Genomic DNA, 15502 nt, shown 5'->3' with positions numbered 1-15502 from the left:
AGGCAGCCGGCAAACAGTAACCGAGAGGCATGCCGGGTGAAAGTGTACGACTACATCATCGTTGGCGCGGGCAGTGCGGGTTGCGTTCTCGCCAACCGGCTGAGCGCAAATCCTTCCCTGCGCGTCGCTCTGATAGAGGCCGGCGGGGAATGTCGCCATCCGCTGATCGACATGCCGCTGACCTGGATGCAGGCTGCGGCCAATCCGCGTTTCATCTGGGGTTACGAGGCGGAGCCCGATCCCAATCTGGATGGGCGCACACAGCCGATCCCGCGCGGCAAGGTGCTGGGCGGCTGCTCTTCCATCAATGGAACCATGTATATTCGCGGCGCGGCAGCGGATTACGATGCCTGGCGCGATGCGGGTCATGCGGGCTGGGGCTATGATGATGTGCTGCCCTATTTCAAACGCTCGGAAACCAACTGGCGCGGCGAGAACGCCGTTCATGGCGGTAGCGGGGAAATGCATGTCACGCCGATGGCACCCGATCCGCAGCTGTTCCCGGCCTTTCTGGAAACCGCTCAGACATTGGGGCATTCGGCCTGTCCGGATTTCACCGTGCCGCAGCCCGAAGGTTTCGGCATGCCCGATTGCACCATCCGCGAAGGCCGCCGGGCGAGCACCGTGCGTGCTTTCATCGATCCGGTGAAGGATCGCCCCAATCTTGACGTGATCGCCAATAGCAGCGCCCTTCGCGTGGTGTTCGATGGCAACCGGGCCAGCGGGGTGGAAATATCCACCGGAGGCACGCGCCGGGTGATCGAATGCCGGGGCGAAGTCATCCTGTCGGCCGGGGCGCTGAGCAGCCCGCATTTGCTGATGCATTCGGGCATCGGCCCGGCAGCGGCTCTGAAGGCGATGGGGATCGATCCGCTGATCGACCTTTCGGGGGTGGGGCAGAACTTGCAGGACCATCCTATCGCCATGGGCATCTGGAAATCAGCGGTGCCGATCGGTTTCAACCGCGAGATCCGGCTTGATCAGGTGGCGCTGAATTTCCTGCGCTGGAAGCTGACCGGGCGCGGGCCGATGAGCCAGAGCCCGATGTCGATCCAGGGCTTCCTGCGCTCGGGTGACGATCAGGACCGGCCGGATATCCAGTTCCAGATCGTTCATAGCGGCTATGACGCGCAGGTATGGTTTCCAATGTGGCGCAAGCAGCCGACGGGAATGTTCTCCTGCGGGGCGATCCTGCTTGATCCCGAAAGCCGGGGTGAAGTGACGCTTGCCTCGCCCAATCCGCTCGATCTGCCCAAAGTGCAGTTCAATTTCATGGGCACACAGGGAGACCGGGAACGGCTGCGCAAGGGCTTCCGTTTCATCCGCCAGTTCTTTGCCACCGCCCCGGCCAGCGAGATTGCCCAGATAGAGCTGGCGCCGGGCGTGCAGGCACAGAGCGACGAGGAAATCGACGCCTGGCTGCGCGCCTCGCTTATCAGTGCGGGCCATCCGACCAGCACCTGCGCCATGGGCAGCGTGGTGGACAGCGAGTTGCGGGTGATCGGAGCCCACAACCTGCGTGTCGCCGATGCTTCCGTGATGCCGGATGTCATTCGCGGCAACACCCATGCGCCAACGGTGATGATCGCCGAAAAGGCGGCAGACCTGATCGCTCAGGCCCGCTGAGCCATGCCGGTCCTTCCGGCCCGGTCAAAACTCAGGAGCAGCGGAGCGACCACCAGCAGCGCGGCGAGCACGCCGATTGCGACGGAAAAGCTGCCGCTGCTACCCACCAGGAAGCCGGTCAGCCAAGGCCCGATGATTCCGCCAGCTGTGCCGAACATGCTGATCAGCGCGATCACTCCTACCGGCACCGATCCGCCGCCAAGGCGGACGGCGCTGGGGATGGCCCAGAACACACCCTGAGCCGCGCCAAGGCCCAACCCGGCGACGAACAGCAGCGCCAGAACTGGCCAGCCGGGCTCAAGCCCGGCCGCCGCGAGCATGGCGATGCCTGCCGCGGCGCTGGGGATGCCGACATGGCGTAGCCGTTCCCCGGCACGGTCTGACAGTCTGCCATTCACTGCAAGGCCGATGGCTATGCCCAGCATGGGGAGGGCGCTGAGCGTCCCGATCATCAGTTCGCTTCCGCCCAGATCGAGCTGCCGGACGAGCTGCGGCAACCAGAAGGCCAGTGCATAGGCGCCGGTCATGATCAGCAGCCAGCCGATCGAACAGCGCCACAACCAAGGATCGCGGGCGATCTGCGTGAAAGACGGGGCGGGTATACGCACATCTTCGCCCGACGGAGCCATTTCCCGGTTCAGCCAATCCCGTTCCGCAGCCGTAAGCCAGCCAGCCCGATCCGGACGATCCACGAAATAAAACGCCGCGGCGATGGCCAGCACCACATTGGGAATGGCGATGGCCAGGAACATGTAGCGCCATGCTTCCATGCCCAGCGGATTGGCAATGCCCAGCAGCCAGCCGCATAGGGGCCCGCCCAGCACCATCGAAAGCGGAACGGCCACCAGCGCGCCCGAGAGTGCCCGTGCGCGGATGGAAGGGGGCGTCCATTGGGAGATGAGCCAGGTCATCCCCGGAGCGAAACCGGCTTCAGCCATGCCGAGGAGAAAGCGTGCGACATAGAATTCCGTCGCGCTTTGTACATGGGCCATCCAGAAGCCGGAGCAGGCCCAGAGCAGCATGGAGCAGAACAGCCATGCCTTGATGCCTATGCGCTTCAGCAGCTGGACATGGGGATATTGGAACAGCAGGTAAGCAATGAAGAACATGCTCACCCCCTGGCCGAACTGGTCGGGCGTAAGCCCCAGATCGGCGGACATGGCGCTGCCGGCATAGCTGACGTTCACCCGGTCGATCGAATTGACGAATGTCAGCACCGCGATCGGCAATACCAGCCAGATCGCGATCTTGCGGCCTACACGTTGCCTCAGGGACGTATCCACGTCCACACCTTCGAGCATCCTTTAACTCCCCCTTATTTGCCTAGGGGGATCGGCCAGCTTTTGGTGTTAGGCAACTGGAAATCGGCCCCATTTGCCCTTGGCGGCCCGGCTCGGGGTGTTGTTGACCCTCAGGGGCCGCTGGATCGCGGCGCCTGCTCGTCTGTCGAGATAGGATGCGGGCAGGGGATTCCTGCCCGCCGTACCTTTCACCGGTCTTTTTTGCCGGCGTGGAAGGGCTTCTTCTTGCCTTTCCAGGGTGCGGGCTTGCCGCCTTCGCGGTCCTGCCGGGGGCCGTTGCCTTTATGCGGGTGCCGGGGACGGGCATAGCTTCCGGCCGCGCCGGCGGCGTTATCGCGCCCATGCTCGCGATTGCGGCGTGCGGCTTCGCGCGGAGCTTCGTTCGACTGTTCGATGAGCACGCCTTCCTCATCCCCTTCGCCGCCCGCCGTGCGCTTCAGCGCGGCGTTGAACTTGGCGGCGACGGCGAGAGGCACCTGGAAATGCGTCTCGTTGGGGGCGATACGGATCGCGCCGATCTCGTTGCGAGTGATGTGCCCGCGGCGGCAGAGCAGCGGCAGGATCCAGCGGGGATCGGCATTGTGGCGACGGCCGACATTCATGCGGAACCACACGGCGTCCTCGAAACCGGGGCGGTGCCGCTCCTTCTGCGCGGCACGGCGTGCTTCGGGCGTGTTCTCCATCAGTTCTTCCGGCTCGGGCAGGGAAGCACGATGGGCCCGCACCAGCATGGCGGCGATATCTGCCGGGCTGCGTTCGGCCAGCAGGGCGTCTGCCAATTCGCGATCGGTCTCGTCCACCTCCACGGGGGCGAGCAGGGCGGAAAGCAGGCGCGTGCGATCCTGCGCACGAATTTCGTCGGGGCCGGGCGCTGAAATCCACTCGGCGTTGATGCGCGCATGTTGCAGCATGGATTCCACGCGGCGGCGGCGCGGGAAGGGCACGATCAGCACGGCGGTGCCCTTCTTGCCCGCGCGACCCGTTCGGCCAGAACGGTGCTGCAGCGTTTCCGCATCCCGGGGAATCTCGACATGGATCACCAGGCTGAGCGAGGGCAGGTCGATCCCGCGGGCGGCCACGTCTGTTGCCACGCATACCCTTGCGCGCCGGTCACGTAGGGCCTGCAAGGCCTGGTTGCGTTCCGATTGCGAATGTTCGCCCGACAGGGCGACCACGGCAAAGCCGCGCTCCTGCAACGTGGCGTGCAGGTGGCGCACATTGTCGCGCGTGGCGCAGAACAGGATTGCCGTTTCCGCCTCGTGGAAGCGCAGCAGGTTGACCACCGCGTTTTCGATTTCGGACGGGGAGACGGTGACCGCCTGATAGGCGATGTCGCCATGGCCGCGATCATTACCGACCGTGGAAATACGCAGCGCGTCGTTCTGGTAACGGCGGGCCATCGCTTCGATCGGGCGGGGCATGGTGGCGGAGAACAGCAGAGTGCGGCGCGTTTCGGGCGTAGCGTCCAGAATCTCTTCCAGATCCTCGCGGAAGCCCATGTCGAGCATCTCATCCGCTTCATCGAGCACGATGGCGGCCAGTTGCGAGAGGTCGAGCGCACCGCGCTCAAGATGATCACGCAGGCGGCCCGGAGTGCCAACCACGATAGTCGCGCCCGCATGCAACGCCCGGCGCTCCTGCGAAGGATTCATGCCGCCCACGCAAGTGGCGATCCGTGCGCCGGCCTTGCCATACAGCCAGGCAAGCTCGCGGCTGACCTGCAGGGCCAATTCGCGCGTGGGGGCGATCACAAGCGCCTTGGGGCGCCCGGTTCCGGCGGCTGTGCCTGCCTCGTTCAGCAGTTCGCTGGCCATAGCCAGGCCGAAGGCGACGGTCTTGCCCGAACCGGTCTGGGCGGAAACCACCAGATCGCGGCCAAGCGCTTCAGGTTCCAGCACGGCGGCCTGAACAGGCGTGGGCTGGGCGTAGCCGCGTTCGGCAAGAGCTTCGCCGAGGATCGGCGGGAGATTGGAAAAGGTCATTCAACTCACAGTGATTGGCACCGCGCGAAACGCGATGCTGGGCGATTTAATAAGTTTGGTGGCGGCCATACGCCAGCCCGGGCCCCCCGGGACAATACCCTGCCCAGCCAGCCCTCTATGTTGGCAGCTTTGCGGGCCCTATACAGGATCGGAACGCATTTGGCTTCCCTTAGTTTTAGGCAGCGCCGGGGCCGAGCCTTCCTCAGGGATGCCTATACAGATGTACAGGTATCATTGGCCATGTGGACAGTACGCCGCAAGGGGGATGAAGATTATGCAGCTGCCATAGGCAGATACCGACAGATGGTTTTGCTGCGCAGTATATGCATCTGAAAGAAAAGCGTTTTATACCAATACTGCTTCCTCGCCGGTCTTTTGGGGCGTGGGTTGCCATCCGAATATCCACGCTCGCTTCCTGATAGGCCTGTCTCAAGAAACTTGTGCTTCGAAAAACAGATACCCCTCCTGGGGAGCTGTGCCCTGACGCCCATTCGAAGCAAATTAACATTTTCCGACTAGCGTGGCGCAAACTGGTGTTGCATCATGCTGATGATCCGAGTCAAACGCAAATATAAGCAATTAAAAATAAAGAATTATTTTTGATAAATAAATGATTACTTTTCCGCTTGCGTGAAGTTGCCAATGGTTAATCCGCAATAAAAATTAGTAACAATGGGAATTGTTCTTTATTATTTTTTAGATGAAAATTAGAAATGAAAATGGGGGCAGACAATGGGAACGATATTTGATATTTTCATTAGAGATAAGGCTTCTTTAGGAGAGGAATTATCAGGTAAGGATCATGGCTCATCTCGTTCCGAGCTGGATCGTCCGGATGAGAGCAGTATCCGCGGACTGGCCGAAATTCAGCAGAACATCGACTATTCGATGGCCACCGTGATTCAGGGCTTCTCGGGATTTCAGGAATTTACCGGGCGCATGGTGTCGTTGAGAGACGAACTCGCGCAAATCTTCGAGGAGCATCGCAAGCTTGCCCTGGCCAATGCGGTACTCGTTCAGGAGCGGGACCATTTTCAGGAAAAATATCACGACGCGGCGACGTCGGCTGACCGTTTTTCCAAGACTGCTTCAGAGTTGGAGGTCCGCCTCAACGATGTGTCGCGGGACCTGCAAAAGCACCAGACCAATCTGAGTGACCTGGAGCAGCGTCACCATCTTCTCAATCTCGCGAAGAAGGAAGCCGATGAGCTTTCTACGGAAACCGCTCGCCAGTTGCAGTCCGCCCAGGATGCAGCCGAGGGGCTTCGCATGGAAGTTGGACTGCTCAAGCAGCGTGCCGAAACGGATTCGCGAGAAATCTCGGAAATGGCGGCCAAGCTCAAGGAAGCTCTTGAGGAAACGATTCTTCTTTCCAATCGGTGCGAGAACTATGAGTTCGCGGTGCGGACGCACGAGGATGAGGCCGCAGAACTCAAGGACCGCATCGAGGCTTTGTCAGCCGAGAACAAAAGCCTGAGCCAGCTCGCGCTGGAGCGAGAGGATGAAGCCGCCAAAAGCCGGACCGAATTCTCCAGGCTGTTCGACAAGTATCAGACAGAGACGAAAGAGCGCGATCGCGAGGTTGCAGCCCTCAAGGGCGAGAAGGCGCAGATGTCGGCCAGCCTGAAAATGCTGGAGCAGGTCAATGGCGATCTGAAGCTGGATAATGAAAAGCTCGCTGCCCAAATTCGGCAGCTGAACGAAAATTGCGACAAGAGCGAAGTGACTATCAATCGTCTCGAAACCAAGAACGCGCGTCTGTCGACAAATCTCGAAGCCGCACTGGATGCCAAGAAGCAGATAGATCAATCGCGGCTCGCCATGTCTACTCGACTGGATGCTCTGGGCCAGCTTCTCCGTGAGAGAGAAAACGAAAACAAGAAGCTCGAAACCGAAGTCGCGCGGCTTACCGAAGAGCTTGAGGATAAAACCAGAGCGCATCAAGACGTGCTGGAATCCTTGAACTTCAAGATTTTCGAGCTTGAGAAAGAAGTCAGCAATCAAAACAACGAGCGGGAATTCATGGAGGCGCAGCTCGCCGCAGTTAAAAGGGCCTGAGCTGGCGGGAGGCGCTCCGTTCTGGCTGCGTTGCAGTAAACAGGGGGTATGCGGTTGGTCTGGGATTCAGATCGCAATACCTCACTGTTGCTATCGATAATAACAAGAAGATTATGTCTGGCCAGGCGAAGGTTCTGAGCCGGATAATTGTTGATCGAGGAAATTTTGATGCCTGCTCGCGTTCCGCGAATTCCTTTCTTCCGTTCTCCGAATATTGCGATTGATCTGGGTACAGCCAATACTCTTGTATATATGCAGGATCGTGGCATCGTTCTCAATGAACCTTCGGTCGTTGCCGTCGAAACGAGAGGTGGAGTTAAATCCATTACAGCCATTGGCAAGGTGGCAAGGCTGATGTTGGGAAAGACACCGGACAATGTGGAGGTTATCCGACCCCTACGCGATGGCGTGATTGCGGACATTGAAATCGCGGAAGAGATGATCAAGCATTTCATCCGGGAGGTCCTCGGAAAGAACCGCCTGATGCGCTATCCCGAGGTGATCGTGTGCGTGCCATCGGGATCGACCTCAGTTGATCGCCGCGCGATCAGGGATGCCGCGAGCAATGCCGGAGCTTCGAGTGTCTCGCTCATACTGGAGCCGATGGCTGCGGCGATCGGCGCCGGACTGCCGGTTACAGAGCCGATCGGATCGATGATTATCGACATCGGCGGAGGCACCACCGAAGTGGCGGTCCTCTCCTTAGGCGGGTTGGCCTATTCGAATTCGATCCGCATGGGTGGTGACAAGCTGGACGAGGCAATCGTTTCCTATGTCCGCCGCCATCATAACCTGCTTATCGGCGAAGCGACCGCAGAGCGTATCAAGCTGGCCTATGGTGTCGCCATGCCTCCCGAGGACCAGGTGGGCGAGGTCGTTTCGATCAAGGGACTCGATCTCGTCGGTGGCGTTCCAAAGGAAGTGCAAATCAATCAGGCAGAGATTGCGGAGATTCTTGCCGAACCGATTGCAGTGATTGCCGAAGGAATTCGGGTGGCGTTGGAGAATACGGCCCCGGAACTCGCGTCCGACGTCGTGGATCGCGGGATTACCTTGACTGGCGGCGGAGCCCTTATTCCGCAATTGGATATGTTCCTTGCCGAGGCAACGGGGCTACCCGTTTCTATCGCCGAGGATCCGATGTGCTGCGTAGCTCTCGGAACCGGCCGCGCCCTTACCGACGAAACTTTCAGATCGGCTTTGATAGTCTAGGCGGCACGGGCCGTGGTGCTGCCGAAGCTGCAGGGCCGCTGGCGCGATTATCTCTGCAGGTGTGACCGGCGCGGTTTCCCAACCACGGTTCCGCGTCTTTCCGCCTGCAGGCGCGATGGCGGTTTCCTTGCCCCGCCATGGCCTGCGTTCGGCTTGCAATGTAAAGTGATCCCGCGCGTCTTTCGGGGGCGCGGGAGCCTTCCCTCGCATCAACTGGCGCAAGCCGGAAAACTTCGATCATTAGATCGGCCCCTCCTGCCGCGGGACTGGCTGTGCGCGCTTTGCGGCGTCCTGCCATGGCAGGCGGAGCCATTTGCCGCCGTGTCCGTTGATCTCATGAACCCCGTAGCAACCCCGGAGCGATGCCGGGGCAGAGTTCTGACAGATCGACGGAAACACACACTGGCAACGGAAGGAGGACCAGATGATCGGCAAAATGATCGGTGCTTATGCGGGCGAACGCGCCGCGCGGCATGTGGACGGCTTGAACGGCACCGCCGGAGCGCTTTTGGGCGCAGGCGGGGTGGCAGCGCTCAAGAAGATCGGCCCGTTCGGCCTGCTGGCGGCTTTGGCAGGGGGATATGCGCTCAAGCGCCGCCTTGATCATAACCGCCAGGAGCGCGACGAAGAGATGCCCGCGCCCAAGGCTGGATCGCGCCGGGCCGGAGCAAAATCTAGGAAGTAACCGGCAGAAACGGAGTGCTATCATGGACAGCAAGGATGATCCCCGGCAGCGCCAGGATGACTATAATGATCCCGATCTGCAGAATTCCGAGCAGAATGAGCAAGGCACGCAGGCCCAGGATATTGCTGAAGAAGCGCGGCATCTGCAGCTGGGTGAAGAGAGCGAGCCGGGAGGCAAGGCCAATCCCGCCGATCTCGTTCCGCGCGACGTGCCAGATCTGGTAGAGAAGGAGGAGGAAATGCTCCGCTCGGGCCGGATCGATATGGATGCCTTCGAAGGCGAAGAAATGATGGACGACGAAGAGGAATAATCTCGCGTCGTGCTCAATGAACGTCGCCTGCCCGAACCGTGCGTGAATCGGGACGGGCAGGCGGCGAGGGGGCTTGCCCGCCGCGGCGGCCCATGCAAATTTTGGACAGCGACAGGGGAACTCCTGAGGTGTTTCATCGCCTCTCCAGATCGGGAGCTGTCCAATGTACACATACAGGCTGATTTATTCAGACGATGGCATCGGTGTCGCCCAGACGATTGAATTCGATGCGAATGATCCCGGTGCGGCCCTGAACATAGCGGACAGGCACGAGCCGAACCGCTCTGCCGAATTGTGGTGCGATCGGGAGCGCCTCTGCACCATCCGGCGTAGCGAAAACGGCTTCTGGGCCATTGATTGACAGTTTGGAGCGAAGCTTCCGCTCAGCTGGATCGCCCACGCCCAAGGCAGGCAAGCCTCGCAACTGACTGCAAGGGTCTTGCCGGGGGTTCATTTAACGGTGAGGCGGGAGCCTCCCACACAACTCTCTGCTCCCGCCCACAGCGCCGCGTCGTACCTGACCCGTGTCTCCACTCCTACCTGGAAAGGGCGACGCGGCGCCATGTGCAAGGAGAGAATTTCATGAACCGGACAACCGGCATGGTGCATGAAGACGGCCTTCCCGGCCATGAGAGCGAGTTGGAGCCCAAGCCCAATTGGCAGCCCCGCTATCCCGGCTCAGGCCGGCTGAAGGGCAAGGTCGCTATCGTAACTGGCGCCGACAGCGGGATCGGCCGGGCGGTGGCCGCGCTGTTCGCACGCGAAGGGGCGGATGTGGTAATTGCCTATCTCTGCGAACATGACGATGCTGAGGAAACTGCCCGGATAGTTCGCGAAGAAGGCAGCAGGGCGCTGACTCTCGCTGGTGACCTTGGAGACGAAGCGATCTGCAGAAATCTGGTCGAGGCAGCCATCGCGGAGTTCGGCCAGATCGATATTCTGGTGAACAATGCTGGGGAGCAGCATCCGGATGAGGACATCCGCCACATCACCGAGAAGCAATTGCGGCGTACTTTTCAGACCAACATCTTCTCGATGTTCTTCCTCACCCAGGCGGCCCTGCCTCATCTCAGGGAAGGCAGCGCCATCATCAATTGCACTTCGGTCACCATGTACAAGGGATCGAAGCAGTTGCTGGATTATTCCAGCACCAAGGGTGCGATCACGGCCTTCACGCGCTCTCTGAGCGAGAACCTGATCGAGAAAGGCATCCGGGTGAATGCGGTGGCGCCTGGTCCGATCTGGACCCCGCTCAATCCTTCAGGAGGCGCCCCGCCCGAGAAGGTGGCGCATTTTGGCGAAGATACCCCGATGGGGCGGCCCGGGCAGCCGAACGAAGTGGCGCCGTGCTTCCTGTTCCTCGCCTGTGAGGATTCCAGCTATATGAGCGGACAGGTGCTGCACCCCAATGGCGGAATTATCGTTGGTAGCTGACAATCGCGGGAGAGGCAGGACGGCGCTCATAATGCTGGTTTTCCCTAGAAAAAACTTGCGGGGGAGAAGTTTCCGAACGATGCATTAACCGTTTCCCTTCATGGTAATCCCAAATTCGAAGGGGGCTTCCATGAACATCAGGGGATCGATTCTCGCGGCTATGCCGTGCGCCATTCCGGCGGCGCTTATCTGCGCCGTGCCGGCCCATGCAAAGGACGATGTGCAGCGTCTGGGCGTCACCGCGAAAATCTACGATCATGGCGCCAATATCACGGGGAGCTATACAACGCTTCTGTCCGGCTCCTTGAAGGAAAGCGGGCCGCTGCTGCGCGCGGATGTGAGCTATGGCTCGTCGGAATCGCAATCTGGCGCTACCAACGAACGGCTGCGTGCAAATGTGCTGGTGGGTTATCAGATCGCGGGCAAGGGTTGGAAGACCCGGATTTCAGCGGGAGCAGCCTATATCGACCGTACTGGGGCTAATGTCGGCCAGCGCGAAGGCGCGGCGGCGATGTTCAAGCTGGAGGCCTTTACTGACCGCAAGGGGCCGGTCTTTGTTTCGGGAACTGCGGAATATGTTACACGCGATAATGCCTATCGGGTCGCGGGGCGCGTAGAAATGCGCACGGGCTCTGTTTTCATCGGACCTGAAGTCTCGCGGGTGGGCAGCGATTATTTCAAAAGCACGCAGGTCGGCTTCAGCCTCTCCAACATCAAGGCAGGAGATATTCGGCTCACTTTCCGGGGCGGATATTCCTTCGGGAGTGAGGAGGGCAGCGATCGCGATTCTCCCTACGCCGGCATCGGCACGGAGTTTCGGTTCTAAGGCGAGCTGGCAGGGGCGATCCGCGTGGCCAGTCTGCCTGGGGAAGCGATCCTCGACCCGCGCTCGAACTCGCGCGGCCGGGCGCGCTCTGCTTTTGGAAGCGTAGAAGCCAAGGGCGCTATGCCGATCCTGACTCTCGATCAATTGCGTCCGCACGATCCAGTCGATGCGGCGCAAGGTGGCCAGAGCTTTGCCGATCCGCCATTGTTGATGGGCTTCGTGTTGCTGGCTGCGGTGGCGGTTTGGGCCGCGGCATTGCTGCTGCAATCCGATCGCGTGGCGACGCTGCTGGTGGCCGTGCCCGGCATGTACGGCCTTATCGCAATGTGGCGCCACAGCTGGGCCGGTTTGCACTTCGCCAGGGCGGCGATCTATCTGTGCCTCGTTTTCCCCCGCATGGCGGTCAGGGTTCGGGAAGGGGCCAAAGGGCGCCGCGTTCCCCATGTCGCGGTAGTGGTGACATCCTACAACATCGCCCGGGCAGAGTTCCGGGCGGTCTATTCCGCCCTGTTCGCCGATCTGGCCGCATATGGCGCGCCCGCCACGGTGATCGCCGCGATCACTACGGACCGGGACCGGATGCTGCTGGACGACATGCTGGCATCATTCACTTTTCCGGCGGGGATCGAGATGATCGTCCAGTTCCAGCGCGGAGACGGAAAGCGCAGCGCGCTCGGCATGGCGCTGCGCTGCCTTGCCCGGCGCGAATTGCCCCGCGGTTCGGTAACGATGCTGCTGGATGGGGATGTGGTGGTAGAGCGGGGCGCTCTGGAGAAATGCCTGCCATTCTTCCTGGCTGATCCCACGCTTGGGGCACTGACCACCAATAATTCCGCCGTCACCAATGGCGATGGGGTGTCGGCCTCATGGTATTCGCTGCGCTATGCCCAGCGCCATGTCCTGATGTCGTCGCTTTCGCTCAGTCGGCGGCTGCTCGTACTCACGGGGCGTTTCTCGCTCTATCGAAACGAGGAAGTGGTGCGCCCCGAATTCATCGATTTGATCGAGAATGACGGGATGCGCGATTGGCTGCATGGCCGCTTCCGCTTCCTGACTGGGGACGACAAATCGGCTTGGTATGCCCTGCTACGGCGCAAGGTGAAGATGCTCTACATTCCAGATGTCACGGCGGTGGGGTTCGAGGCGCTGCCCGCCGGATACGGGTTCCTGTCCGGATCGACCCGCCTGATGCATCGCTGGCTGGGCAATATGCTGCGTTCCAATTCGCGCGCTTTGCAGCTGGGGCCAGGGGTGTGCGGCACTTTTACCTGGCTGTGTATCCTCGATCAGCGGCTCACCATGTGGACCGCGCTGGTCGGCCCGGTTCTGGCCCTGATTTTGTCCCTGACCGTCTCGCCGGTGGTACTGCTGTATTATCTGGCATGGGTGGCCCTTTCGCGCCTCGTCCTTGCAGGGCTCAACGGGCTTGCCTGGGGGCGCTTCCATCCGCTCTGGCCCCTTCTGCTCGCCTACGATCAGATATGGGGGGCGCTGCTGAAGACATATCTTCAGTTCCGGCTCCACCGGCAGAGCTGGACCCGGCAGGGCATCGTTACCGGCGGCAGCGAGGCTGTGGCAGGAAATGTCGCGGCGGGCGGGCTGCATCTGCTGGCATTGGCCGGGTTGTTCTCGGTCGTCTGGCTGATGGCCGCGCGGTGATACAGGGATTGAGAGCCTCATGGATCAGGGGAAGACGGATATGACTGGCAGCCGCCCGCCGCAAAAGGACATGCTGGAAACGCTTTCGCCCTTTGTGGTGGAGCGGCGCGATCCCCGGACATTTGTGGAGGTCGCGCTTGATTTCCGCCTCACCGATGGGGACCGTGTCTATCAGGGCGTCCGGCTCTCCCGTTGTGTGCTGACGGTAAAGCTGCCGCCTTCCGCGAATTGCCCGGACCATGGCGAATGGACCACAAGCGATGCGAACCGCACCGTGAAGCTCAGCCTGCCCCTTTCGGGCTTCGAGCTTGCGCTGGAAGTCACTGCCGTCCCGCAGGCCGATAGCAAGATCAAGGATGGCCTTCTGCATTATGTCATCGCACCTTACGAGGTACGCGCGCAGGCGGTGTTAGCGCAGATCGTCCGCGTCGTGCTCACCGGGGTGCTGCCCACGGTGGACGATCTCCAGGCGGGCCATGATCAGGAAACCCCGCTGCCGCAGCATGCTGCCGCGCCGGCCTCCATCGGCACCAGATTCGTGCCGATGGCGGTGTTGGCGCTGGGGGTCGTGGCGCTGGTACTGGGGGCAGGGTTTCTCGGAGCACGGGTGTGGGCATCGGCAACGACGGTTCAGGCGACTACCGCCCGGCTGGTCGCCCCGCGCAGCGATGTGCTGGCCCTGGATATTGGCAGGGTCGGCGGTGTTGCCGTCTCGCCCGGCCAGCGGGTCAGCAAGGGGCAGCTTCTCGCCGTTCTCGATGCTCCGCAAACCCAGACGCAGCTGGCGGAAAACGAACTGCGTTTTGCCAGAGCCGATACCGGATCGGCAGGCGCGCTGCTGCTTGCATCGCTGCGGGGGCGCGTGGCAGCGCTGCGATATCGATCCCCATGCGACTGCATCGTCGAATGGGTTTCCCCCGTCGGAACTACCCTTGCTCCGGGGCTGCCCCTGGCCGCCCTTTCCGCCGCGGCACCGGAGGATTTGCGCGTGATCGCGCGCGTTCCGGCAGAGCGTGAGGGCGAGCTGCATCGCGGGCAAAGCGCGGAGGCCCGCATTGCTGGTTCCCCCCCGATCGCGGCCAAGGTGGAGAGTTTCGGTGCGGGAATTTCCACCTTGTCACGCTACGAACCTCAAGGCGCAGGCGGCGCGGCGCCCGGAACTGTCCCGGTCCTGCTCCATCTCTCAAAAATCCCTGCCCGGCGGGAAAGCCCGGCTGTGGCTGATGTGGTAATCTTCAAATGATCCTGCTCGCCCGCCGGTTTACGGCACTTGTGGTGGTTCTTCTCGCGCTCGGGGGGCAGCCGGCAAGGGCGATGACGCTGGAAGAGCGGCAGGCGCTGGATCTTTCGGCCTATCGTGTCACCGACCGGGCGGCAGGCTATTTCGATCGCGCCGCGCGCCGGGCCTATCTGGCCACAACCACCGATCCGATCCTGCGGGAGGAGATCAAGCGGGTCCGCCCGGGTGTGCCATGCGCCGATGCCATGGAGATGGAACCTTTCGCGGGGGATGCCGCGCTGGCGGATTTCTACAAGGACAATCCGACCTGGAAAATGCAGGTGGCCCAGTTCCACCGTTTCGAGGACGCGCTTTCCGCGCTGGCGGCGGCCCAGTTCGTGGCGCCGACCCGGATGGCCAGCGGGCGCTGCGTGATCGAGGCGCTGGACCGCTGGGCGCGGGGGAGGGCATTTCTGGCCTATGATCGTAAGAAGGCGGGCTTGCAGACCTGGTTTCAGATCGAATCCACGCTGTTTGCCATGGCCTTCGCCTATTCTCTCGTGCGCGAGGATGTGCCCGGCATGGAAGCGCAAAAGGCGCGGATAGAGGCGTGGCTGGTAGCTGCGGCGCGGACACATATGGCCTATCCCGGAGCCCGTGAAGGCACATGCTGCAACAACCACTTCTATCGCCGCGCCGTCTATGCCGCGATGATCGGAGTGCTGACGCGGGATGACGAACTGTTCCGCTATGGCGTGAGCGCGGTCTATTCGGCAGTGGACGATGCGGCGCCGGACGGCACGCTGGCGCTGGAAATGCGGCGGGGCAGCCACGCCGCGCATTATCAAAACTATGCAGCGATGTATCTGGCATTCATCGCCCAGATCGCCGCGCGCCAGGGCTATGATCTTTATGCGGTAACGAAGGACGGCCGTTCGCTCGATACGATTCTGGGTCATACGCTGGCCATCAACGCCACGCCTTCCCTCGTGGCGGCCCGCGCCGGTGATGCAGGGCAAAGCGATTCCTATCTGGGGGACGACCAGTATTTGTCATGGCTGGAACTCGCCGCGAAGCGCCCGCCTCTCCGGGAGGCTGCCTTGCCGACCCTGCAAAAGATGCGTCCGCTCTACAATCGCAGTCTTGGTGGATACGCGACCCTCTATTTCATGGAGCCTTGAGACCTGGAA

General features: G+C 61.4%; 13 protein-coding genes. 11 read left to right on the top strand and 2 right to left on the bottom strand.

What is annotated here, in order from left to right:
* Positions 1-36 precede the first annotated feature (36 nt).
* The gene (locus H0274_RS07875) at positions 37-1626 is read left to right on the top strand and encodes a GMC family oxidoreductase (RefSeq protein WP_226794381.1); all 1590 of its coding nucleotides are present in this window, start codon (positions 37-39) and stop codon (positions 1624-1626) included.
* On the opposite strand, the gene H0274_RS07870 is transcribed toward H0274_RS07875, so the two are convergent.
* Positions 1614-2927, bottom strand: coding sequence for an MFS transporter (locus H0274_RS07870; protein WP_226794380.1), 1314 nt, complete (start codon positions 2925-2927; stop codon positions 1614-1616). The two genes, H0274_RS07875 and H0274_RS07870, sit on opposite strands and share 13 nt — an antisense overlap.
* Positions 2928-3115: 188 nt before the next feature.
* Entirely contained in the window at positions 3116-4909 is a 1794-nt protein-coding gene (locus H0274_RS07865; protein WP_226794379.1) for a DEAD/DEAH box helicase, read from the bottom strand.
* 732 nt (positions 4910-5641) lie between these two features.
* Between H0274_RS07865 and H0274_RS07860 the strand changes: the two genes are divergently transcribed.
* The 10 genes from H0274_RS07860 (at position 5642) to H0274_RS07815 (ending at position 15493) form a co-directional block, all read left to right on the top strand.
* Positions 5642-6967: a coiled-coil domain-containing protein gene (locus H0274_RS07860; RefSeq protein WP_226794378.1), complete on the top strand. Its 1326-nt coding sequence runs from the start codon at positions 5642-5644 to the stop codon at positions 6965-6967.
* 168 nt (positions 6968-7135) lie between these two features.
* Positions 7136-8179 (top strand): rod shape-determining protein, encoded by a 1044-nt coding sequence (locus H0274_RS07855; RefSeq protein WP_226794472.1) that lies wholly within the window; start codon positions 7136-7138, stop codon positions 8177-8179.
* 424 nt (positions 8180-8603) lie between these two features.
* Entirely contained in the window at positions 8604-8864 is a 261-nt protein-coding gene (locus H0274_RS07850) for a hypothetical protein (protein ID WP_226794377.1), read from the top strand.
* A 22-nt stretch (positions 8865-8886) separates the two neighbouring features.
* On the top strand, positions 8887-9174 hold the full coding sequence (locus tag H0274_RS07845) for a hypothetical protein (RefSeq protein WP_226794376.1): 288 nt from the start codon (positions 8887-8889) through the stop codon (positions 9172-9174).
* Between the two features lie 163 nt (positions 9175-9337).
* On the top strand, positions 9338-9535 hold the full coding sequence (locus tag H0274_RS07840) for a hypothetical protein (RefSeq protein ID WP_226794375.1): 198 nt from the start codon (positions 9338-9340) through the stop codon (positions 9533-9535).
* A 221-nt stretch (positions 9536-9756) separates the two neighbouring features.
* Entirely contained in the window at positions 9757-10608 is an 852-nt protein-coding gene (locus tag H0274_RS07835; RefSeq protein WP_226794373.1) for an SDR family oxidoreductase, read from the top strand.
* A 130-nt stretch (positions 10609-10738) separates the two neighbouring features.
* Entirely contained in the window at positions 10739-11434 is a 696-nt protein-coding gene (bcsS, locus tag H0274_RS07830; protein ID WP_226794371.1) for a cellulose biosynthesis protein BcsS, read from the top strand.
* Between the two features lie 24 nt (positions 11435-11458).
* On the top strand, positions 11459-13093 hold the full coding sequence (locus H0274_RS07825; RefSeq protein WP_226794369.1) for a glycosyltransferase: 1635 nt from the start codon (positions 11459-11461) through the stop codon (positions 13091-13093).
* A 40-nt stretch (positions 13094-13133) separates the two neighbouring features.
* Positions 13134-14336 carry an HlyD family secretion protein gene (locus H0274_RS07820; protein ID WP_226794367.1) on the top strand — a complete coding sequence of 401 codons (1203 nt, stop codon included), beginning with the start codon at positions 13134-13136 and terminating at the stop codon, positions 14334-14336.
* Positions 14333-15493 (top strand): alginate lyase family protein, encoded by a 1161-nt coding sequence (locus H0274_RS07815; protein WP_226794365.1) that lies wholly within the window; start codon positions 14333-14335, stop codon positions 15491-15493. The genes H0274_RS07820 and H0274_RS07815 overlap by 4 nt, the downstream gene beginning before the upstream one ends.
* Positions 15494-15502: the final 9 nt, after the last annotated feature.

Source organism: Fulverythrobacter ferritrahens (assembly GCF_020539485.1).
Lineage (GTDB): Bacteria > Pseudomonadota > Alphaproteobacteria > Sphingomonadales > Sphingomonadaceae > Andeanibacterium > Andeanibacterium ferritrahens.
This window is presented reverse-complemented; position numbering and strand designations above follow the sequence as displayed.